General features: G+C 49.0%; 20 protein-coding genes. 19 read left to right on the top strand and 1 reads right to left on the bottom strand.

Going from position 1 to position 21,274, the window contains the following annotated elements:
- Positions 1-37 precede the first annotated feature (37 nt).
- Genes AC8GFK_RS03825 through AC8GFK_RS03780 form a run of 10 tightly spaced genes read left to right on the top strand, consistent with a single transcriptional unit; the run spans position 38 to position 10,338 of the window.
- Positions 38-1,018: a DUF3048 domain-containing protein gene (locus AC8GFK_RS03825; protein WP_506624733.1), complete on the top strand. Its 981-nt coding sequence runs from the start codon at positions 38-40 to the stop codon at positions 1,016-1,018.
- 42 nt (positions 1,019-1,060) lie between these two features.
- A complete protein-coding gene (pdxS, locus tag AC8GFK_RS03820; RefSeq protein WP_095673593.1) occupies positions 1,061-1,948 on the top strand; it encodes a pyridoxal 5'-phosphate synthase lyase subunit PdxS in 888 nt (295 codons plus the stop codon).
- Positions 1,949-1,987: 39 nt separating this feature from the next.
- A complete protein-coding gene (gene pdxT, locus AC8GFK_RS03815; protein ID WP_506624732.1) occupies positions 1,988-2,560 on the top strand; it encodes a pyridoxal 5'-phosphate synthase glutaminase subunit PdxT in 573 nt (190 codons plus the stop codon).
- A gap of 39 nt (positions 2,561-2,599) precedes the next feature.
- Positions 2,600-3,352 (top strand): YebC/PmpR family DNA-binding transcriptional regulator, encoded by a 753-nt coding sequence (locus AC8GFK_RS03810; protein WP_506624731.1) that lies wholly within the window; start codon positions 2,600-2,602, stop codon positions 3,350-3,352.
- Positions 3,353-3,384: 32 nt separating this feature from the next.
- Positions 3,385-3,939, top strand: a complete 555-nt coding sequence (gene ruvC / locus AC8GFK_RS03805) for a crossover junction endodeoxyribonuclease RuvC (protein ID WP_506624730.1) — start codon at positions 3,385-3,387, stop codon at positions 3,937-3,939.
- Complete coding sequence (gene ruvA / locus AC8GFK_RS03800) at positions 3,936-4,544, top strand: Holliday junction branch migration protein RuvA (protein ID WP_506624729.1); 609 nt, start codon at positions 3,936-3,938, stop codon at positions 4,542-4,544. Before ruvC ends, ruvA begins: the two co-directional genes overlap by 4 nt.
- The gene (ruvB, locus tag AC8GFK_RS03795) at positions 4,545-5,585 is read left to right on the top strand and encodes a Holliday junction branch migration DNA helicase RuvB (RefSeq protein WP_095673588.1); all 1,041 of its coding nucleotides are present in this window, start codon (positions 4,545-4,547) and stop codon (positions 5,583-5,585) included.
- A gap of 11 nt (positions 5,586-5,596) precedes the next feature.
- Positions 5,597-7,114, top strand: a complete 1,518-nt coding sequence (gene secD, locus AC8GFK_RS03790; protein ID WP_506624728.1) for a protein translocase subunit SecD — start codon at positions 5,597-5,599, stop codon at positions 7,112-7,114.
- A gap of 4 nt (positions 7,115-7,118) precedes the next feature.
- The gene (gene secF, locus AC8GFK_RS03785) at positions 7,119-8,168 is read left to right on the top strand and encodes a protein translocase subunit SecF (RefSeq protein ID WP_506624727.1); all 1,050 of its coding nucleotides are present in this window, start codon (positions 7,119-7,121) and stop codon (positions 8,166-8,168) included.
- A 10-nt stretch (positions 8,169-8,178) separates the two neighbouring features.
- Positions 8,179-10,338, top strand: a complete 2,160-nt coding sequence (locus AC8GFK_RS03780; RefSeq protein ID WP_506624726.1) for a RelA/SpoT family protein — start codon at positions 8,179-8,181, stop codon at positions 10,336-10,338.
- 10 nt (positions 10,339-10,348) lie between these two features.
- Here the strand turns inward: AC8GFK_RS03780 and AC8GFK_RS03775 are convergent, their stop codons facing one another.
- On the bottom strand, positions 10,349-11,665 hold the full coding sequence (locus AC8GFK_RS03775) for a DUF349 domain-containing protein (protein ID WP_506624725.1): 1,317 nt from the start codon (positions 11,663-11,665) through the stop codon (positions 10,349-10,351).
- Between the two features lie 163 nt (positions 11,666-11,828).
- On the opposite strand from AC8GFK_RS03775, the gene AC8GFK_RS03770 reads away from it, so the two are divergent.
- From AC8GFK_RS03770 to AC8GFK_RS03730, 9 genes are read left to right on the top strand one after another with little or no spacing between them, the layout of a single operon-like run.
- Positions 11,829-12,458: an MBL fold metallo-hydrolase gene (locus AC8GFK_RS03770; protein WP_506624724.1), complete on the top strand. Its 630-nt coding sequence runs from the start codon at positions 11,829-11,831 to the stop codon at positions 12,456-12,458.
- Positions 12,455-13,723, top strand: a complete 1,269-nt coding sequence (hisS, locus tag AC8GFK_RS03765; RefSeq protein WP_506624723.1) for a histidine--tRNA ligase — start codon at positions 12,455-12,457, stop codon at positions 13,721-13,723. Before AC8GFK_RS03770 ends, hisS begins: the two co-directional genes overlap by 4 nt.
- Before the next feature lie 30 nt (positions 13,724-13,753).
- On the top strand, positions 13,754-15,493 hold the full coding sequence (aspS, locus tag AC8GFK_RS03760; protein ID WP_506624722.1) for an aspartate--tRNA ligase: 1,740 nt from the start codon (positions 13,754-13,756) through the stop codon (positions 15,491-15,493).
- Between the two features lie 18 nt (positions 15,494-15,511).
- A complete protein-coding gene (locus tag AC8GFK_RS03755) occupies positions 15,512-15,868 on the top strand; it encodes a DUF948 domain-containing protein (RefSeq protein ID WP_095673580.1) in 357 nt (118 codons plus the stop codon).
- Entirely contained in the window at positions 15,868-18,543 is a 2,676-nt protein-coding gene (alaS, locus tag AC8GFK_RS03750; RefSeq protein ID WP_506624721.1) for an alanine--tRNA ligase, read from the top strand. The genes AC8GFK_RS03755 and alaS overlap by 1 nt, the downstream gene beginning before the upstream one ends.
- Positions 18,544-18,548: 5 nt before the next feature.
- Positions 18,549-18,968: a Holliday junction resolvase RuvX gene (gene ruvX / locus AC8GFK_RS03745; RefSeq protein ID WP_506624720.1), complete on the top strand. Its 420-nt coding sequence runs from the start codon at positions 18,549-18,551 to the stop codon at positions 18,966-18,968.
- Complete coding sequence (mltG, locus tag AC8GFK_RS03740) at positions 18,952-19,992, top strand: endolytic transglycosylase MltG (protein WP_506624719.1); 1,041 nt, start codon at positions 18,952-18,954, stop codon at positions 19,990-19,992. The genes ruvX and mltG overlap by 17 nt, the downstream gene beginning before the upstream one ends.
- Positions 19,989-20,795, top strand: a complete 807-nt coding sequence (locus AC8GFK_RS03735) for a shikimate dehydrogenase family protein (RefSeq protein ID WP_506624718.1) — start codon at positions 19,989-19,991, stop codon at positions 20,793-20,795. The genes mltG and AC8GFK_RS03735 overlap by 4 nt, the downstream gene beginning before the upstream one ends.
- Before the next feature lie 47 nt (positions 20,796-20,842).
- Positions 20,843-21,235 carry a prepilin peptidase gene (locus AC8GFK_RS03730; RefSeq protein ID WP_506624717.1) on the top strand — a complete coding sequence of 131 codons (393 nt, stop codon included), beginning with the start codon at positions 20,843-20,845 and terminating at the stop codon, positions 21,233-21,235.
- Positions 21,236-21,274: the final 39 nt, after the last annotated feature.

Here is a 21,274-nt window from a genome sequence, read left to right as displayed (position 1 = left end):
GGCGCGACTAACCCTCACGGCGCTTTCGATTGGGGTAGTGGCGCTAGCCATTCTCAATCCGAATAATCCACTTATATCCAAGCTTCCATTTCTTGAAGATGTACCCACTAATTCAATAAGTGGCTTACCTGGGGGAGATGGCCCTGTCTTGGTTGTGAAGATTGATGACACTCGCCAAGCTCATCCACAAATTGGTTTGGAAAACGCCGACATTATCTATATTGAACAAGTAGAGGGTGGCCTTACCCGACTAGCTGCAATCTTTTCATCAAAGATTCCAACCCACATTGGTCCAGTTCGTTCTGCACGAATTTCAGATATCGAACTTCTTGAGCAGTATGGAAACGTGGCTTTCGCGTATAGCGGTGCACAAAAAAAGATGCGTCCGGTAATTGAAGCTGCAAATCTTGAAGATCTGGGTGCGCAGAGTCAGTCGTCAACTATCTACACAACCGACCCCAACCGAATTCAGCCATATGCAATGGTCCTAAGAGCGGATTTGTTGATGCAGCAGATTGCAGAACGAGAATTGCCAGTAGCTCTTTCAAAGTCCATGGGTTGGGAATTCGGGGATGCGCCAGATGGTGGAATGGATATCAGTTCTGCTCATCTTTCTTGGCCAGCTAGCTCGTACGATGCACATTGGTCTGAAGAAGATGAGCGATGGTTACTCGATCACGTCGGGCAGCCAAATATTGCTGCTTCGGGCGAGAGACTTGGCGCAAAGACCCTTGTCATTCAATTAGTGTCAATTACTGATTCGATTTATAAAGACAAGGTTGGCGGAGTTACTCCTTTCTCAGCGACAGTGGGCATTGGTCGCGGATATATCTTGCGGGACGGAAAGGCCTTTGAAGCAAACTGGTCCCGCGACAATGCGAGCTCCGGTACTACATGGCGAACCCCAGGTGGTGAAGAGATTGCCTTTGCTAATGGGCAGATTTGGGTCGCGCTCACCGATAAAGAGCCTGTATTCACCAAAAAAACCTCGGATGCGGGAATCAAGAGTTCAAAGTAGACTCAACTTCTCGATTTCATTTCACACTAGGAGTCTCACATCATGTCTGAAGCAACTGGCACAGCACGCGTAAAGCGCGGAATGGCTGAAATGCTCAAGGGCGGCACCATCATGGATGTCGTCAATGTTGAGCAGGCAAAGATTGCCGAAGATGCCGGCGCATGTGCAGTGATGGCGCTTGAGCGCGTACCCGCAGATATTCGCGCGCAAGGCGGAGTTGCTCGTATGTCAGATCCCGACATGATCCAACAGATTCAGGCTGCGGTTTCTATTCCAGTTATGGCAAAGGTTCGTATCGGCCACTTCGTTGAGGCGCAGATACTCGAAACTCTTAATGTTGATTACATTGATGAATCCGAAGTACTTACACCGGCGGATTACACCAACCACATCGATAAGTGGGGCTTCAAGATTCCTTTCGTTTGTGGTGCTACAAATCTTGGTGAAGCGCTTCGTCGTATCAACGAAGGTGCCGCAATGATTCGCTCAAAGGGTGAAGCAGGTACCGGCGATGTCTCAAATGCGATGATGCACATGCGCACAATCGGAGCTGAAATTCGACGCCTTACCTCAATGCGCGAAGATGAACTTTATGTAGCAGCCAAGGAACTCCAGGCACCTTACGCTCTTGTTAAGGAAGTTGCCGAGACCGGAAAACTTCCCGTAGTTCTATTTACCGCTGGTGGAATCGCAACTCCTGCAGATGCCGCACTCATGATGCAGATGGGCGCGGACGGCGTCTTCATTGGCTCAGGAATCTTCAAGTCCGGAAATCCTGCTCAGCGCGCAGCTGCATGCGTTAAGGCGACAACTTTCTATAATGATGCGAAGGTCCTCGCCGAAGTTTCACGTGGTCTTGGTGAAGCAATGGTGGGAATCAACGTTTCAGATATTCCTGTTCCACATCGCCTCGCTGATCGCGGCTGGTAAACCTTTCCTTTAGAAATACTGGGAAACGGTTAACGGGCAATGAAAGTTGGAGTACTTGCTCTGCAAGGCGATTTTCGCGAGCACCTGAAAGCAGTCGCTGATTGTGGCCATGCACCTGTAGATGTTCGCCGAGTATCTGAGCTAGAAAGTGTGGATGCGCTAATTCTTCCTGGGGGAGAGTCAACAACCATTGTTCATCTCGCTCAGAATTTCGATCTCTATCAACCAATAAGAGATGCCATCTCTAAGGGATTGCCCGTTTACGGTTCATGCGCAGGAATGATTCTTTTAGCCGATCGCATTGTCGACGGAATTAAGGATCAGAAATCATTTGGCGGATTAGATATTACGGTCCGTAGAAATGCATTCGGAAGACAAGTTGATTCCTTTGAGTCCGATCTGACCTTCAACGGAAAATCACTGCACGCTGTATTTATCCGAGCTCCATGGGTCGAAGAAGTTGGACCGGGGGTGGAAGTCCTTTCTACTGCCGCCGATCATCCCGTCGCCGTGCGTCAAGGTAACCTTCTTGCAACGAGTTTTCATCCCGAACTTACTGAAGATTTAGCCGTGCACCGCTTCTTTTTTGAAGAGATCTGCAAAGGCAGATAAAGTAGGTCCATACCAAGTAGCGATTGAGGTGTTTGAAAAATGTCAGGCCATTCCAAGTGGGCAACAACTAAGCATAAGAAGGCTGTCATCGATGGCCGTCGCGCTAAGAATTTCGCGAAGTTAATTAAGGCGATTGAAGTTGCTGCGCGCAATGGTGGACCTGATGTAGATGGAAACCCAACGCTCTTTGATGCAATCGCAAAGGCAAAGAAGAATTCAATGCCTGCAGACAATATTGAACGTGCAGTAAAGCGTGGCGCAGGACTTGAATCCGGTGGCGCTGATTGGCAGACAATCATGTACGAAGGTTATGGACCAAATGGTGTTGCCATCATGATCGAATGTCTTTCAGATAACCGAAATCGTGCTGCCTCTGAAGTACGTGTAGCGGTAACTCGCAATGGTGGATCCATGGCTGACCCAGGTTCAGTCTCATACCTCTTCAATCGCAAAGGCGTCATCATCGTCAACAAGGCAGTTGGAGCAACAGAAGATTCAATTCTTGAAGCAGCGCTCGATGCTGGCGTTGAAGAGGTAAACGATCTCGGTGAATCATTCGAAGTAGTCTGCGAAGCCAGTGACCTGGTTGCTGCTCGTACCGCACTTCAGGCTGCCGGTATTGATTACGAATCTGCGGATTCATCTTTCCTACCTTCGATGCAGATTCCACTTGATGCCGAGGGCGCTCAAAAAGTATTTGAACTCATCGACGCCATTGAAGAGCTCGATGATGTGCAGAACGTCTTCTCTAACTTCGATGTCTCAGACGAAGTTATGGCGAGCCTTTCTTAATCCCACTTCATTAAGTCCTAGGCTTAGAAGTTATGAGCCATGTGCAGCGACGAGTCTTGGGTGTTGACCCGGGGTTAACTCGCTGTGGTGTGGGAATCGTTGATGGTGCAATTGGTCAGCCGCTCGCCTTGGTTGGAGTTGGAGTCATTCTCACGCCAGCTGATGCACCACTTGAACAGCGCCTCCTTCAGCTCGAATCAGAACTCGAAGAGTGGATAGCAACGCATAAACCTGACGTAATTGCTGTAGAACGAGTTTTCTCTCAACATAATGTTCGCACCGTCATGGGTACAGGTCAGGCGGCAGGTATCGCTCTCCTTGTTGCAGCACGTCGTGGCCTCCCGGTAATGATGCACACTCCTTCAGAAGTTAAAGCTGCAGTCACTGGATCAGGTCGTGCCAATAAAGCACAAGTTGCTGAAATGGTGAAACGGTTATTGAATCTAGAAGTGATTCCGAAACCGGTCGACAGCACTGACGCTTTAGCGTTAGCCATTTGCCATATCTGGCGCGGTAGCGGTAACTCTAAAATTGAAGCCGCTCTTAAGGCCGAGAAATCTCGTCTTGCAAAGTTGGTGGGCAAATGATTTCTCTGATTAATGGAGTTGTTCGTTCCATCGCAAGCGACCGCGCCGTTGTTGAAGTTGGTGGGGTTGGGTTAGCCGTTTCGCTTACTTCACAGACGACTTCTCAACTTAACTTGGGAGCTCCGGTTCAACTCTTCACCTCTCTCGTTGTTCGAGAAGATTCCCTCACCCTCTTCGGATTTCTCGATGAAGAAAGTCGTTCAGCATTCGAATTGGTACAGACAGTCTCAGGTATTGGCCCCAAGGTAGCTCTAGCCATTCTTGGAGCCCACACTCCGCAATCTCTAGCCGTTGCAATTGCGCAAGAAGATATCAAGGCAATCGAGAAGGTGCCGGGCATTGGTCGTAAGGGAGCCCAACGATTGATTCTCGAACTCAAAGGAAAGATCTCTGATTTCGGAAGTGTTGATCATAAGCAGATTCACCAACCTGTCTGGCGCGAACAACTTACTTCAGCACTCATCTCACTCGGTTTCACGGCTAAGGATTCAGATTCTGCAATCACCGCGGTAGTTTCGCAGTATGCAGATAATGGTGTGGATGCACAGGACGTTGATATCTCTGAACTTTTGAAGGCAGCTCTTCAAAGTGGACGGCGTGCGTAAATGAGCGAAGAGAGATTAGTTAACCCTCAAAGCGGAAATGACGACGCGGCTGCTGAACACGCCCTTCGCCCAAAGACGCTGGGGGACTTCATCGGCCAGCACCGAGTCCGCGAACAAATTGATGTTCTCTTAACGGCGGCACGCAAACGTGATGCGGCTGCGGATCACATACTTCTTTCTGGTCCACCGGGACTTGGTAAGACAACACTTGCAATGATTCTTGCTTCTGAGATGCAAGCTCCTATTCGAATCTCAAGTGGTCCTGCAATTACACATGCCGGAGATCTTGCTGCGATTCTCTCCTCTCTTGTTGAGGGCGAAATCTTCTTCCTTGATGAGATTCATCGCCTTCCACGACCTGCGGAAGAACTTCTCTACTTAGCTATGGAGGATTTCCGGGTTGATGTAGTTGTAGGCAAGGGACCAGGTGCAACCGCTATCCCTCTTCAACTTCCGCGCTTTACTTTGGTGGGTGCTACAACTCGTGCCGGATTACTTCCTTCACCGCTACGTGATCGTTTTGGATTTACGGCTCATTTAGATTTCTATGAAGAGTCAGAACTTGAGGAAGTTATTTCCAGAAGCGCGACACTTCTGGGCCTGACAATTGATAAATCTGCGATCGCTGAAATTGCTAGCCGTTCCCGCGGAACACCCCGCATTGCCAACCGTTTGCTCCGACGAGTTCGAGACTTCGCACAGGTGCAAGGATCTAATGCTCTTTCACATCAACATGCCAAGGCAGCACTTGATATGTATGAAGTAGATGCCAAAGGGCTCGACCGCCTAGATCGTTCAGTCTTGATTGCCCTTATTGAACGATTTGGCGGGGGACCGGTCGGTCTATCGACTCTGGCAATCGCGGTAGGTGAAGAGACCGAAACTGTTGAGTCTGTTGCCGAACCTTTCTTGGTCCGTAATGGCTTTATGGCGCGCACTCCACGCGGCCGTATCGCCACAGCGATGGGGTGGGAGCATGTGGGACGAACACCACCTGCTGGAATCGCCACCCTTTTCGACACGCCTGCGCCCGACGCATAGACTCTGCCCTTATGTCCACACCTACAAAACCTATGAAGACTTCGGGCCGCCCAGTTCGTGCCTTGGCTCTCTTGGCCGTCATTATCTTCGGCCTACTAGCCACAGCTCTGATCCAGGGAGCGACTTCAGTTCGCCTCGGTCTCGATCTTCGCGGAGGAACAAGCGTCACGCTTCAACCTCGCGCATCTAATGATTCCAATAAGGTCACATCCGAAGCGATTGACCAAGCTGTTTCAATTATTCGCCAGCGTGTTAACTCACTCGGTGTTGCTGAATCAGAAGTAACAGCACAGGGAAGTGGAGCTAACCGCCAAATCGTTATCTCTGTTCCAGGAGATTCAGGTCGACGTGTGGTCGATCTTGTTGGTCAGACAGCTGAACTTCGCTTCCGCCAAGTATTGGCTGAATCTGCTGCACTAGGCGGAACAAGCGCATCTGCAGCAACACCTGTTGGTGGAGTATCTGCAGAAGTGAATGCTCGCTTTGCCGCTCTTGACTGTACAAACCCTGCAAATCTTCAAGGTTCAGGTGCTGATGCGCCATCAGATGTCATCGTTGCGTGTGCGCGCTCAGGTGCGAGCAAGTACATATTGGCTCCTGCCGAAGTTCTCGGTCGCCAGGTTTCAAAGGCATCTGCTGGAATTGATCAGCAGGGAACAAGCGCTTGGTATGTAATGCTCACATTTAACGGCGAAGGAACTTCAGCTTTTGGTGCGCTTACTTCACGCGTGACGACTTTGCCATCACCGCAGAATCAGGTTGCTATCGTTCTCGATGGACTTGTTGTATCTGCTCCAGTAATTAACGAAGCGATTCCTTCAGGAAATGCTCAAATCACTGGTTCGTTCTCACAGGTTGAAGCTAATGACCTTGCCAACGTTCTTAAGTACGGTGCATTGCCACTTGCATTCGACCGCGGTGAAGTACAGCAAGTATCGCCAACTCTAGGTGCTGATCAGCTTGAAGCAGGACTTCTTGCGGGAGCACTTGGTATCGGACTTGTATTCATCTTCTCACTTCTTTATTACCGTGCACTCGGTTTAGTGACAGTACTTTCCTTGCTCATTGCCGGATTGCTTCTCTATCTCTTGTTCCTCGTTTTGGGTGAAGCAATCGGATTCACGCTAACGCTTGCAGGCATTGCCGGTTCTATTGTGGCGATTGGTATTACTGCTGACTCATTCATCGTCTTCTTTGAACGTATTCGAGATGAGGCGCGTGAAGGTCGCTCACTACGTTCTGCGGTCGAAAGTGGATGGGCGCGAGCACGTCACACAATTATTGTGGCGGATATGGTCTCGATCATTTCGGCCGTACTTCTTTACTTCTTCGCCGTTGGTGGAGTCCGAGGCTTCGCCTTTGCACTAGGCCTCACAACGTTGATCGATCTCTTGATTGTCTTCGCATTTACAAAACCGATGGTTTCGATTATTGCAAAGAGCAACTTCTTCTCTTCGGGTCACCCACTCTCAGGCTTCTCGGCCAAGAGCATCGGCAAATCTCATCCTGCATCACCATTGGAGGCATAAGCACATGGCGAAACTTTCGGGTCTAGGTGGCCGTCTCTACACTGGAGAGACATCATTTAATATCGTTGAAAATAGAAAACGTTGGTATTCAATATCGGCGCTATTCATCCTCGTTTCTATGGCAGCCCTTTTGATTCAGGGCTTACATCTTGGAATCGAGTTCAAAGGTGGCGCTTCGTACACAATCAACAAAGCTTCAGTCACTGTTGAACAAGCGCGCGCATCAGTTGAAAACATCGGCATTCCAGGCGAAGTTATCGTCCAGAAGATCGGCGATTCAAAGATTCGTATCCAGACTGGTTCTTTAACTTCGGCTGAATCTCAGGCGATTGAGAACGCTTTAACTTCAACATTTAGCGTGACTGCAGAATCAATTGATACTCAATTAGTTGGACCTTCATGGGGTAAGGAAATTACCAAGAAGGCACTTTATGGATTGATTGCATTCCTTCTTGCCGTAATGCTCTTCTTGGCAATGGCCTTCGAACCCAAGATGGCAATCGCTGCCATCGTTGCAGTGGTTCACGACGTCTTCATCACAGTGGGCATCTATGCACTTGTTGGATTCGATGTAACGCCAGCAACGGTTATCGGCTTCCTCACAATCCTTGGATATTCGCTCTATGACACCGTGGTTGTCTTTGACAAGGTCCGCGAGAATACAAAGTCTGTTGCTGCCAATAGCAAGATGACATATTCACAGGCTGCAAACTTGGCTGTAAACCAGACACTTGTTCGCTCAGCTAACACCTCACTCATTGCACTTCTTCCAGTGGGAGCAATTCTCTTCGTAGGTGCTGGTCTACTTGGTGCAGGAACTCTTAAGGATCTCTCTCTTGCACTCTTCATCGGTCTTGCAGTGGGAACATACTCATCTGTATTTATTGCACCTCCATTCCTTGCTCAGCTTCGCGAGAAGGAGCCTGTAATGCAGGCTCTTGCAAAGCGTGTTGCAGCACGTGGTGGCGCGCCAGTAGTTGCAGAAGTGAAGGCAGCTCGTCCTTCAACAGGTAGCGGCCCTCGTAACCAGCCAAAGCGCAAGGGTCGCAAGTAACCCTTTAAATATGCAGACGTTGCCCTTAATCGCACCTCTCATTGGTGCGCTTAAGGAGCATCATCCGCAGGCAAACATCGCTGAAATTGAACGGGCTTTTCTCGTTGCCGAAAATGCCCATAAAGGTCAGCTGCGTAAATCTGGTGAGGAGTACATAACTCATCCTGTTGCTGTAACTCAAATTCTTGCTGAATTAGGTTTGAATGAAACAACTCTCATTGCATCCCTTCTTCACGACACTGTTGAGGACACCCCTTACTCGTTAGATCAATTGCGTTCTGACTTTGGTGACGAGATTGCAAACCTTGTGGATGGAGTGACCAAGCTCGATAAATTGACCTACGGACCAACTGCTGAGGCAGAGACTGTCCGCAAGATGGTTATCGCGATGTCACGAGATATTCGCGTACTCGTTATCAAGTTAGCAGACCGACTTCACAACGCGCGTACGTGGGCTTTCGTATCTGGCGAAAGCGCATCTCGAAAGGCGCGCGAAACGCTCGATATTTATGCACCTCTTGCTCACCGCCTAGGAATGAACGCAATTAAATGGGAACTCGAAGATCTATCTTTTGGCGTTCTCGAACCCAAGAAATTCGAGGAAATTTCTCGTCTCGTCGCAGAACGCTCTCCTTCGCGAGATGCGTTAACAGCTGAAGTAATCTCTGCTGTCGAATCAGATCTTGCCAAAGACGAAATATCAGCAACCGTAACTGGCAGAAAGAAGCACTTCTTCAGCGTCTATCAAAAGATGGTTGTGCGCGGTCGAGATTTCAATGACATCTACGATCTTGTCGGTATCCGCGTACTGGTAAATGATGTTCGCGATTGTTACGCCGTTCTTGGTTCAATTCACGCTCGCTGGAGCCCGGTACCAGGACGTTTTAAAGATTACATCGCAATGCCGAAGTTCAATCTTTATCAATCACTTCACACCACAGTCATTGGGCCGAATGGAAAAGCAATTGAGATTCAGATTCGTACCTATGACATGCACTCTCGTGCAGAGTTCGGTATCGCTGCGCACTGGAAGTACAAGCAAGGGGGAGAGCCACAGAGCAGCTCTCCTGAAATGCTCTGGTTGCGTCAACTACACGAGTGGCAGAAAGAGACCGAAGATCCTTCTGAATTCCTAGAAGCACTGCGCTTTGATCTTGGAAGCCCTGAAGTATTCGTCTTCACACCTAAAGGTTCAGTTGTTGCTCTTCCTGGTGGCTCTACACCGGTTGACTTCGCTTTTTCTGTTCATACAGATGTAGGCCTTCGTTGCGCAGGAGCGAAGGTCAATGGACGTCTGGTTCCACTTGAATCAAAGTTAAATAATGGCGATGTCATTGAGATTGTTACCAATAAAGGTGAACACGCTGGTCCAAGTCGAGACTGGCTCAACTTTGTAAAGAGTCCACGTGCTCGCTCAAAGATCAAGGCATGGTTTAGCAAAGAGCGACGTGAAGAGGCAATTGATGCAGGCCGTGAATCGATCGCTCGTCAGATGCGCAAAGCTGGCTTGCCGCTTCAAAAGATTTTTGCGGGACACTCATTATTAGAACTTGCTCACGATATGCATTATGCAGATATCGACGCACTCTATAGCGCCGTCGGCGATGGCCACGTTTCAGCAGCTTCGATCATCGAGAAGCTTGTCGCCAGCATGGGGGTTGAAGATTCGCACCCTGAGCAAACTATTGAACATATCCCTACAGGCGTTCAGGCAGCGAAGCGAACATCGAGCGCTATCGAAGTGGAAGGCGTAGATGACGTCTTAGTAAAGCTTGCGCGCTGTTGTACTCCAGTACCGGGGGATAGCATCATGGGATTCATTACCAAAGGTTCTGGAATCTCTGTACACCGTGATGATTGCATCAATGCCTCTGACTTACGTACACATCAGAATGAACGAGTAGTAAAGGTCTCTTGGCTTGCTGGCGCGGCCAGCATCTTCCTGGTCAATATTCAGGTCGAAGCACTCGATCGTGCGCGCTTGTTAGCTGACGTCACTCGTACGCTTTCAGAGCAACATGTAAACATTTTGAGTGCAGCAGTGAGTACTTCAAAAGATCGCGTTGCAATTTCACGGTTCACCTTCGAAATGGCAGATGCCAAGCACCTTGATTCAGTATTGGCAGCCGTGCGCGGTATCGAAGGCGTCTACGACGTCTATCGAACCTAGGAATTAACGATTAGTTAAATTCAGCGAGGTGCTTCTGGGCTTCTGCAAGCCAAGATTTACGAGCTTCAGCAGATTCAGCGGCTTCCTTAGCCTTCTTCTCATTGCCTGCAGCCTTTGCCTTAGCAGCAGCCTTCTCGTAGCTTTCAATAGAGTCAGATAGCTGCTTAACAACTTCAGCTGCACGAGCCTTCGCTGTTGGATCTGTCTTACGCCAGATTTCAGCTTCAGCTTCCTTGATTGCATCCTCAACCTTAGAGACGCGAGCATCGAGAGCTGCGCGCTTATCGCGATTGGTGATGCCAATCTTTGTCCAAGAATTCATGAGTTCGCGGAGCGCGCTCTTTGCCTGCTTCACATCAGTGAACGGAACAAGCGCTTCGATCTGAACGATGAGCTCTTCGCGCTTAATGAGGTTTGCAGCCATTGAGACTTCGCGCTTTTCGAGATCTGCATTCTTTGCAGTGAAGAATTGATCTTGAGCTCCTTTAAAGCGAGCCCACATCTTTGCATCGTCGCCCTTCTTACCGCGACCTGCTGCCTTCCACTGATCCATCAAAACCTTGAAACGTCGAGCAGTTGCTACCCAATCAGTTGATGTTGCAAGTTTTTCAGCCTCGGCGATGATTGCTGTCTTTGCCTCTGAAACTTTGCCAGCAGTTGCTTCTAACGCAGCGAAGTGAGTGCGGCGACGCTTATCGAACTTATTGCGTGAAGCTGAGAATCGCTTCCAGAAATCAGCATCTGCCTTCTTATCCAGACGAGGAGCAGCCTTCCACTCATCGAGGAGCGCCTTAAGGCGATCACCAGTGACCTTCCAATTCTCTGAGAGAGCGAGTGATTCAGCTTCAGCAACAATCTTCTCTTTCTCAACCAAAATCTGTTCGCGACGAGCGGCCTTAGCAACCGACTCGGCAGCCTTCTTTGCCTCATATGCCTCGCGATGACCTTCGATAAGTGGCTCAATCTGCTCAACGGATGCAGCAAGTGCGTCGAGATCGCCAACGCCATTGAGTTCGCGAACCTGCTGGCGGAGCTTCTTGACTGCTTCGTATGCATCTTGCGGAACCATTGCACCACTTGTGATGCGCGCTGCGGTGAGTGCAACCTCAGAAGCAAGCGCTTCAAATTTACGGACGAAGTAAGCGAGCGCTTCTTCGGCAGTCTTACCTGGGTATGAACCAACAGGCTTTTCGCCATCGTTGGTTCGGACAAAAACAGTGCCATCTTCGGCAACGCGACCAAATCGTGAAGGGTCTCCGACCAGTGCAGATGCAGCACTTGGTGTGGAGTGTGTTTGAGCTAGAGCAGTTGGATTGATATCGGTCATGGCTTTTTCCCCTTCAGCGCGTCGGTTGAGTTCATTGTGAACGCGACCTTCGTTGATATGTGCGAGTGTTTACGTGGTCAAAGGTACCCTGTGCTTGCCGCGGTCGTAAATCCACGCTAGAAATTGGGTCATATAGATGCTTGTCCGTTCATTTCCGGCACCCATGTTTGCGACCAATTGCTGGGTTATCGCCCCTTCAGAAGGCTCAGAGTGCATCATCGTTGACCCCGGTATGCCCGACATCTCCCACGAGATCGAGATGATTATCGAAGAACATAAGCTCAAGCCTGTGGCTGCTCTCTTAACTCACGGCCATCTTGATCACACCTTCTCAATCACTCCGCTCGCCGATGGCTATGACATCCCTGCATATATCCACTCAGAAGACCGCAGATTTATTGCAGATCCTGCTGGAATACATGGCGAGCAATTTATTTCTCAACTGCAAGGCATGAATTTCACTGAACCTAAGAAAGTGCAAGAACTAAAGAATGGTTCCACTGTGCAGTTACTCGATATGAATATCACTGCAATCCATGCACCTGGTCATACACGAGGTTCATTGATGTTCACCATCAACGACGAGATTTTGATTAGCGGAGATGTTCTCTTTGCTGGCTCGATAGGACGCACAGACCTACCAACAGGCAGCGCAAAAGATATGACGCAGACCCTTAAGTCCAAAGTGTTGCCACTTTCTGATGATTTACGGGTCCTGACAGGACATGGACCTGAAACCACAATTAAATTCGAGCGAAAAAACAACCCTTATCTGAAAGAATTGACCTCATGAAGTTCGAGAAAATCCAAGCGCCCAAAGGGGTCCGCGAATATCTGCCTCCTGAATCCCAGTCTTTCGAATGGGTTCGCGAGCAGTTGATCGCGCCTGCGAAGAACGCTGGTTATCAATTGATGGAACTTCCAGTCTTTGAAGATACCAATCTCTTTAGTCGCGGAGTTGGAGAATCTACAGACGTTGTCTCTAAGGAGATGTATACATTTGAAGATCGAGGTGGTCGCTCAATTACTTTGCGTCCCGAAGGAACTGCCGGTGTCATGCGTGCAGTCATTGAACAGAATCTTGATCGCGGCCAGCTTCCCGTCAAGGTTTGGTACTCCGGACAATTCTTTCGTGCAGAACGACCACAGGCTGGTCGTTATCGACAGTTCTATCAAGTGGGCATCGAAGCAATTGGTACAGAGGATGCTGCACTCGATGCAGAAGTAATTGCCATTGCTGATCGCGGCTTTAAGAATTTAGGGCTAAAGAATTATCGCCTCGAGATTACATCCCTTGGAGATGCGCAATCGCGCGCAGCTCATCGCGTGGATTTACTCTCATATATTTCAACACTCGATCTCGATGAAGCCACAGCGGCTCGTGCACAAATCAATCCGTTACGTCTCTTCGATGATAAGCGTCCTGATATGCAAGCTGCGATGGCAAATGCCCCGTTGCTTCTTGATTATTTGTCGCCCGAATCTGCGGCCAACTTTGCCGCCGTACAGAAATACCTCACTGCAATGGGTATCGCGTTTGTTATCAATCCACGGATGGTTCGTGGACTGGATTATTACACCGGTACAACATTTGAATTCGTACATCCTGATCTCGGTGCGCAAAGCGGCATCGGTGGTGGTGGTCGCTACGACGGCCTCATGGAAACTCTCGGTGGGCAATCACTTTCCGGAATCGGGTTTGGTCTCGGAGTAGATCGTGCGCTGTTAGCAGCCATTGCAGAATCAACCGTCCCATCCCAAGAGTTCACATCTGATCTCTTCATCATTCCTCTCGGCGAAGGTGCAAAAGAGCAGACCCTGGTCATGGCGTCACAATTACGAGGCGTTGGAATTCAAACTGAGATTGCCTTTGGAGATCGAGCTCTTAAGGGCGCAATGAAGGCTGCCGATAAGTCGGGAGCAAGATTTGTCATCGTTCTGGGCGAATCTGAACTTAAAGAGGGCGCTGTTGAACTCAAGAGAATGTCTGATGGAGTAACAACCTCCGTTAAGATTGACCAATTACAGGAGGAATTGCAGCGAGCTCTCTCGTTGTAATCCACCCTCAATTAAAGGCGGCTTTTCACAATGTTAAGAAATCAGGATGCAGGAGCACTTCGCGCTTCCCACGCAGGCCAGACCGTAACCCTTGCTGGTTGGGTCGCACGTCGACGTGACCACGGGGGAGTTGCCTTTATCGATCTCCGCGATGCAACTGGTTCTGTTCAAGTAGTTATTCGCGACGAGAAGATGGCCGGACAACTCCGCGCTGAATGGTGTCTTCAAATTTCTGGTGAAGTTGCGCTGCGCCCTGCGGGAAATGAAAACTCAAATATTCCTACCGGTGCAATCGAAGTTATGGGCGATGACGTTGTAGTCCTGAGCGAATCCGCACCTCTTCCATTCCCAGTTGATTCCGGTAGTGAAGTTGATATCTCTGAAGAAGTCCGTCTTCGTTATCGCTATCTCGATCTTCGCCGCGAAGGACCAGCTGCCAATTTGCGTCTTCGCTCTAAGGTCACATCGGCTATCCGTAATGTCATGGAAAATCTAGAATTTCTTGAGATCGAAACTCCTTACCTGACTCGTTCGACTCCTGAAGGTGCGCGCGATTTCCTAGTTCCTGTGCGTTTGCAGCCAGGCAGCTGGTACGCACTTCCACAGTCGCCACAGCTCTTTAAACAACTCTTGATGGTTGCTGGCATGGAACGTTATTACCAGATCGCTCGCTGTTTCCGCGACGAAGATTTCCGCGCTGATCGCCAACCTGAATTCACTCAGCTTGATATAGAAATGTCTTTTATCGATCAGGCAGATATCTTGGCTGTTGCAGAAAAGATTTTGGTCAAAGTCTGGAAGGAAGCTGTCGGTTACGACATTCCAACTCCGATCAAACATATGACCTATGCGGATGCGATGGATAAGTACGGTTCAGATAAACCTGACCTTCGCTTCGGATACGAATTAACAGAAGTTACTGAATTCTTTAAGTCCACTCCTTTCCGCGTATTCCAAGCTCCATATGTTGGTGCAGTTGTTATGCCTGGCGGAGCTGATTCACCACGTCGCGAACTGGATGCTTGGCAGGATTGGGCAAAAGCACGAGGTGCAAAGGGAATCGCATACATTCTCGTCAACGCTGATGGCACTCTCGGTGGCCCTGTTTCAAAGAATATTTCTGAAGAAGAACAAGCAGGAATTGCAGCACTCGTTGGTGCAAAGCCAGGAGACGCAATCTTCTTCGCCGCTGGTGATCGATCATCTTCTCAACAGCTTCTCGGTGCAGCACGTCTTGAAATAGGAAAGCGCTGCAACTTGATCAATCAAGGAGCCTGGGAATTCGTCTGGGTAGTTGATGCGCCAATGTTCGAGCCGACTGATAACGGGGGATGGACAGCAGTTCACCATCCATTTACGGGTCCAAAACCTGAATTCGCATCGACATTTAAATCTGACCCTGCAACTGCACTTGCTTACGCATATGACATCGTTCTTAACGGTACCGAACTCGGCGGCGGCTCAATTCGTATTCACGATCGCAATATTCAGAAAGATGTATTTACTGTCATCGGACTTTCTGATGAAGAAGCGCAGAGCAAGTTTGGATTCTTACTCGAAGCATTCAATTATGGTCCACCTCCACATGGTGGAATTGCACTTGGTCTAGATCGCGTATGTGCACTTCTGACCGGATCTGATTCAATCCGTGAGGTAATTGCATTCCCTAAGACTGCAAGCGGTGGCGACCCTCTTACTGGTGCACCAACTCCAATTACTCCTGCGCAACGAAAGGAAGCTGCCATCGATTGGACTCCTCCAAAGGAGTAAGTCAGGTAGGCTAATAACATGGGTCCAGGCGGAATTGCAACGATAATTGCAGCGGCATCTCTTTTCGTGATTGCGGTTGCGATTGCCTACACAGTATTTCGAGTAAGCAAGTTCATCGACGAGGCGAAGACCTCCCTTAAAGCATTTACCGATGACACAACTCCGCTTCTCTCTGAATCAACCCGCACGCTCGAACTCATCAATGGCCCTCTCGAAAGTTTTGCAAAGATCACTAAGAACGTGGAAGAAGTGACATCAAAGGTGACCGGCGCAACGACCGGTTTTATGGAAAGTCCTACTGGACGAGTTGCTGGAGCGCTCCTTGGCGCTGCAACTCTCAGCAAGGGCCGCAAGTCGAAGAAAAAATCTGACTAGTGGACTCCGCCGAGATCCGTTCGCGCTGGCTGCGCTTCTTTGAATCCGAAAACCGTCAAGGTTTAACTCACACTGTCGTTCCTTCAGCATCTCTCATCGCTGATGACCCAAACCTTCTTCTTGTTAATGCAGGAATGGTTCCATTTAAGCCATTCTTCCTCGGAGAAGTTACGCCTCCATATAAGCGCGCAACTTCAGTTCAAAAGTGCGTCCGAACCCTTGATATCGATGAAGTAGGAAAGACAACACGTCACGCATCCTTCTTCCAGATGTGCGGAAACTTCTCATTCGGCGACTACTTCAAAGAGGGCGCAATCTCACTTGCTTGGGAACTTCTCACTCGTCCTGTCGCAGATGGCGGATATGGATTCCCTGAAGAACGCCTCTGGGTAACTGTTTATCTTGACGATGATGAAGCAGCTGATATCTGGCATAAGAAGATCGGTATCCCACGCGAACGTATTCAACGTCGCGATATGGCAGATAACTTCTGGTCGATGGGCGTTCCAGGACCTTGCGGACCTTGCTCTGAAATTTACTACGATCGCGGACCTGAATACGGAGTCGAAGGCGGTCCCATTGCTGACGAAAACCGTTACATGGAAGTCTGGAACCTCGTCTTCATGCAGAATGAACGCGGTGCAGGTGGCGGTAAAGATGGTTACCCAATCCTCGGTGAACTACCTGCAAAGAGTATTGATACTGGTTTAGGTCTAGAACGTACTGCAGCGTTATTGCAAGGCGTTGAAAATATCTATGAAATCGATACAACGATGCAGATTCTCAAGAAGGCATCCGCACTTGCTGGCGTAAATTATGGAAAGTCTCAGAACACGGATGTCTCACTGCGCGTAGTTGCAGACCATGCACGAACATCAGCGATGTTGATTGGCGATGGAGTTACTCCAGGCAATGAAGGTCGTGGCTATGTGCTTCGTCGCATGATGCGCCGCACCATTCGAAATATGCGTTTAATGGGCGTCAACGATCCGATTATGTCCGAGCTCACTGTTGCAGCAATTGGTGCAATGGGACCTCAATACCCAGAACTCATTGCAGATCAGAAGCGCATTCTCGCTGTCTCTGTGGCTGAAGAAGAATCATTCCTTCAAACGCTCAAGGCCGGAACACAGATCTTCGATATGGCTTCAACCCAATTGAAATCAACTAAGAAGAATATTCTTCCAGGAGAAGAAGTCTTCAAACTGCACGATACCTATGGTTTCCCATTTGATCTCACGCTCGAGATGGCTCGCGAAGAAGGCCTCGAAGTTGATGAAGATGGCTTCCGTCGTCTCATGAACGAACAGCGCGATCGTGCAAAGGCCGATGCCAAAGCGAAGAAGAGCGGCCATACAGATCTCTCCGAATACAAGAAGATCGCAGATTCAAAGGGCGCCTCATCATTTGTGGGTTACACACATAATGAAACTGAATCAGTAATCAATGGAATTTTGGTGGATGGCCTGAGCGTGGCTTCAGCTAATTCAGGTCAAGATGTTGAAATTGTTCTAGATCGCACACCGTTCTATGCAGAAGGTGGCGGACAACTTGCCGATGGTGGTCGAATTACTCTTTCAAATGGCGCAGTTGTTGAAATCGAAGATGTTCAGACACCTGTTAATGGACTTTCTGTTCACCGCGGCCGCGTTATCTCGGGAGAGGTAACAACTGGTTCGCAGGCACTTGCTGCAATTGATATGGAACGTCGCCATGCAATTTCGCGTGCTCACACCGCAACGCACATGGTCCATAAAGCTTTCCGCGAAATCCTTGGAGAAACTGCAACTCAGGCAGGTTCGGAAAACTCACCAGGCCGTTTCCGTTTCGACTTCCCATCGACAGGTGCGGTTCCAGATTCAGTTCTCAACGAAGTTGAATCTCGCGTCAACACACTCTTGCTCGATAACCTGGCAGTTACCGCCGAAACGATGACTCAAGATGCAGCAAAGAAGATCGGCGCGATGGCGCTCTTCGGCGAAAAGTACGGAGACCAGGTTCGTGTTGTCAGCGTAGGCGATTGGGCTCGCGAACTCTGCGGCGGAACTCACGTCGAACGTTCAGGCCAACTTGGCGTAGTGAAGTTGCTCAGCGAATCATCAGTTGGCGCTGGTGTTCGTCGCGTTGAAGCTCTTGTTGGTGTCGATGCTTATAAGTTCTTGGCTCGCGAACATGTACTTTTGAATTCACTTACCGAGATCATCAAGGGCGCGCGAACCGAAGAACTTCCTGAACGCATCTCTGATCTACTTAATAAGATTAAAGATATTGAGAAGGAACTTGCTGCAGTTCGTTCTGCGCAGGCGATGGGTCAGATTGGAGCCCTTGCAGATTCGGCTCAAGTACTCAATGGGACAACTACTGTCACTGCGGTTCTGCCAGACGGAATTACTGGCGATGACCTGCGCAAAATCGCTCTTGACCTCAAAGCTCGCGCTCCACAATCTGCTGTTGCACTTATCAGTGCCAACGATGGAAAGCCTGTTCTCGTGGTTGCTGTAAGTGATGCAGCAAAGGCAACAGGGCTTAAGGCAGGCGCACTCGTAAAGATTGGCTCAACCATTCTTGGCGGTGGAGGCGGCGGTAAGGATGATTTCGCCCAAGGTGGCGGAACAGATGCATCAAAGTCACAAGCAGCTCTTCTCGCTATCGCCGATTCCATATCCGGTAAGTAACGCATATGCGAGGCCGACGTATCGCCTTCGATTATGGAGATGTCCGCACTGGTGTAGCGCTCTGTGATCCCGATGGAATTCTCGCTTCACCGCTCTGCGTTCTTGATACGAAGTCGAAGAACTTCGTAACCGAGATTTCATCTCTTCTTTCTGAACATGAACCAATTCGAATCTTTATTGGCAAGCCTCTGAACATGTCCGGAAATACGGGGGAGAGTGCTGTCAAAGTCGAAGCATTTGTTGAGCAGGTTCAATCGATCACAAGCCTTCCAATTCAACTAGTTGACGAGAGACTTTCAACAGTGAGCGCACAGAGGAAGTTGAAGGAAGCCGGGGTATCGATGCGGGATTCAAAATCACTTATTGACGCAATGGCCGCCGTCGCGATTTTGGAACAAGGGCTGCTGAGTGAAACTCTGGAGTAATTCACCTGTCTTTCGAGCTCTTGTATCTCTCGGACTTGTTGGCGTTGTGACGTTTTCTCTCCACATTCTTCGAGTTCCTGGAACTTCGGCGCCTGATTTCCCTTGTGGCTCTCCATCGCAAACTAGAGCGAATATAAACATTGCAGCAGGTGAGTCAGGATCCGAAATAGCTCAATCCCTTTTTAATGCCGGAGTTGTGAAATCTCCCGAGTCATATTTCCGGGTTGCAGTCGGTGATCCTCGCTCCCAGAAAGTCGCACCTGGTAACCATGAAATCGATCTGAATCTCTGCGCGGGCGAAGCTCTCAATCAACTTCTAGATTCATCACGCATCACCGGGCTTATCAATATTTTTGAAGGTGCATGGTTATCTGAGATTCTCCCTCAGTTCTACGCTGCGAACTTTTCAAAGTCAGATGTATCTAGCGCGTTAAGTAAGGTTGTTAAACCATCTGGATTCTCGACAATCGAAGGACTTCTCTTTCCTGCCCAATACAGTTTCGCTACTGATACTTCAGCAAATGTGGCTTTGCAGAGCATGATCAATAGGGCTGCAAAGGAAATGAATGCGGCCGGGTTCTTCTCATCAAGGGAGAAATTCACGCCACAACAATTTCTGATCATTGCGTCGCTAGTTCAGGCAGAAGGAAATACTGAGGATTTTGCCAAGATATCTCAGGTGATCCGCAACAGACTCGTCAAAGGTATGCCGCTTCAGTTTGATTCGACTGTTCATTACGTGAAGAAAACACGAGGGAGCATTTTCCTTAGCACCCAATCAACCTTGCTCAATTCACCGTACAACACATATCGTAAATACGGATTGCCTCCTGGACCGATTAATAATCCGGGAGCGGATGCCCTGCGCGCCGCATTGAACCCAACGCCTGGTGATTGGTTATATTTCATCACTGTCGCGCCATTTGATACCAGATTCACCAGCGATATCAACCAGTTCAATGACTGGAAGGTCGAGTACAAGAAGAATTTACGAGCAGGAAAATTTAGGAGTGAGAAGAAATGAAAGGCGCAGTATTAGGGTCTCCGATCTCCCACTCTTTATCTCCCGTTTTGCACAAAGCTGCTTTTGAGTTCCTCGGTCTAGAAGGCACTTACTCTGCAATTGAAGTTACGTCCGGCACTTTGCAAGAGTTTGTACAAACACGTGGCTCTGAGTTCGATTACTTATCTCTGACCATGCCTCTTAAAGAAGAGGTTCTCGCCCTAGATGTCGAAGTGGATGAGTTAACTCGCAGAATTCAATCCGGAAATACCTTAATCAATCGCGATAACACGTGGTCACTCACCAGTACCGATGGAAGTGGGCTCGTTGCTGCTCTTGCTCATGCAGGACTCAGGGAATTCGAATCTGTTCTCATTCTAGGCGCAGGTGGAACTGCACGGGCAGTTGCCGGCGCCCTTGATTCCATCACTAAGAATCTTCACGTGCTTGGGCGCTCGAGCGTGCGACAAGAAGCTCTCGAATCGGCAGTCATCCAGACAAAGTTCGAATATCACAGATGGAACCTCGATGTTGAATTCGGCAATTACGACTTGGTTGTAAATACGACTCCAGCGGGAGCCGCAGATCTTCTTGCCAATCCAGTGCAACCTGGAATTTCGGCAACACTTTTCGATGTTATTTACAAGCCTTGGCCGACTGAACTAGCGCAACGATGGAGTGATTGTGGTGGAAACGTCCTCAACGGATTAGAACTTTTGTTGTATCAGGGTATTGATCAACTTGAGATTGTTCTAGGTAAGCCATTGGATCGCACGGCTCTTGCCGAACACATTCGTCCTCTTTTGCGCAGGGCGTCGCGGTAATTCACAAGCGGGATCCAAACGCTAAATAACCTCGTTATCTTGACTAGGTGCTTGTCTCGTCAATACTTGTATTCATCGCAGCCTTTGATATTCGAACCCATCGCATACCAAATTCAGCACTTCTCTTTCTTGTGATCGCCTCTATCTTCGAAAAAGGGTTCAATCTCGATCTCAGAATCGTGGCTCTGACTACATGCCTGATCTTCATATTTACTTGGATATCCGGCTGTGGCTACGGAGACTCCAAACTTCTGATGATTCTTCTCAATCTCGTAGTTCCGACTAGTCGATTATCTGATTATTTCCTAGCGCTCTTGCTGGCTTCTTCGTTCCTGGTTGTAGTGCATCTGATTCGAAATCGTTCAATGTCTGGCGAAATTGCCTTTGCTCCTTCACTCTGTGGTGCCGCTTTGATCCTTGCCCCATGGGGCAACTTCTAAAGGTGAGCGAGAATCACTCGATATCTGCAAGAATAGGCT

Source organism: Planktophila turicensis (SeqCode), assembly GCF_965234405.1.
Taxonomy (GTDB): domain Bacteria; phylum Actinomycetota; class Actinomycetes; order Nanopelagicales; family Nanopelagicaceae; genus Planktophila; species Planktophila turicensis.
This window is presented reverse-complemented; position numbering and strand designations above follow the sequence as displayed.

What these genes read in the sequence shown, in the direction of transcription:
- pdxS (WP_095673593.1), top strand. Translation starts at nt 1,061, where the DNA reads ATGTCTGAAGCAACTGGCACAGCACGCGTAAAGCGCGGAATGGCTGAA.
- pdxT (WP_506624732.1), top strand. Translation starts at nt 1,988, where the DNA reads ATGAAAGTTGGAGTACTTGCTCTGCAAGGCGATTTTCGCGAGCACCTG.
- AC8GFK_RS03810 (WP_506624731.1), top strand. Translation starts at nt 2,600, where the DNA reads ATGTCAGGCCATTCCAAGTGGGCAACAACTAAGCATAAGAAGGCTGTC.
- ruvC (WP_506624730.1), top strand. Translation starts at nt 3,385, where the DNA reads ATGAGCCATGTGCAGCGACGAGTCTTGGGTGTTGACCCGGGGTTAACT.
- ruvA (WP_506624729.1), top strand. Translation starts at nt 3,936, where the DNA reads ATGATTTCTCTGATTAATGGAGTTGTTCGTTCCATCGCAAGCGACCGC.
- ruvB (WP_095673588.1), top strand. Translation starts at nt 4,545, where the DNA reads ATGAGCGAAGAGAGATTAGTTAACCCTCAAAGCGGAAATGACGACGCG.
- secD (WP_506624728.1), top strand. Translation starts at nt 5,597, where the DNA reads ATGTCCACACCTACAAAACCTATGAAGACTTCGGGCCGCCCAGTTCGT.
- secF (WP_506624727.1), top strand. Translation starts at nt 7,119, where the DNA reads ATGGCGAAACTTTCGGGTCTAGGTGGCCGTCTCTACACTGGAGAGACA.
- AC8GFK_RS03780 (WP_506624726.1), top strand. Translation starts at nt 8,179, where the DNA reads ATGCAGACGTTGCCCTTAATCGCACCTCTCATTGGTGCGCTTAAGGAG.
- AC8GFK_RS03775 (WP_506624725.1), bottom strand. Translation starts at nt 11,665, where the DNA reads ATGACCGATATCAATCCAACTGCTCTAGCTCAAACACACTCCACACCA.
- AC8GFK_RS03770 (WP_506624724.1), top strand. Translation starts at nt 11,829, where the DNA reads ATGTTTGCGACCAATTGCTGGGTTATCGCCCCTTCAGAAGGCTCAGAG.
- hisS (WP_506624723.1), top strand. Translation starts at nt 12,455, where the DNA reads ATGAAGTTCGAGAAAATCCAAGCGCCCAAAGGGGTCCGCGAATATCTG.
- aspS (WP_506624722.1), top strand. Translation starts at nt 13,754, where the DNA reads ATGTTAAGAAATCAGGATGCAGGAGCACTTCGCGCTTCCCACGCAGGC.
- AC8GFK_RS03755 (WP_095673580.1), top strand. Translation starts at nt 15,512, where the DNA reads ATGGGTCCAGGCGGAATTGCAACGATAATTGCAGCGGCATCTCTTTTC.
- ruvX (WP_506624720.1), top strand. Translation starts at nt 18,549, where the DNA reads ATGCGAGGCCGACGTATCGCCTTCGATTATGGAGATGTCCGCACTGGT.
- AC8GFK_RS03735 (WP_506624718.1), top strand. Translation starts at nt 19,989, where the DNA reads ATGAAAGGCGCAGTATTAGGGTCTCCGATCTCCCACTCTTTATCTCCC.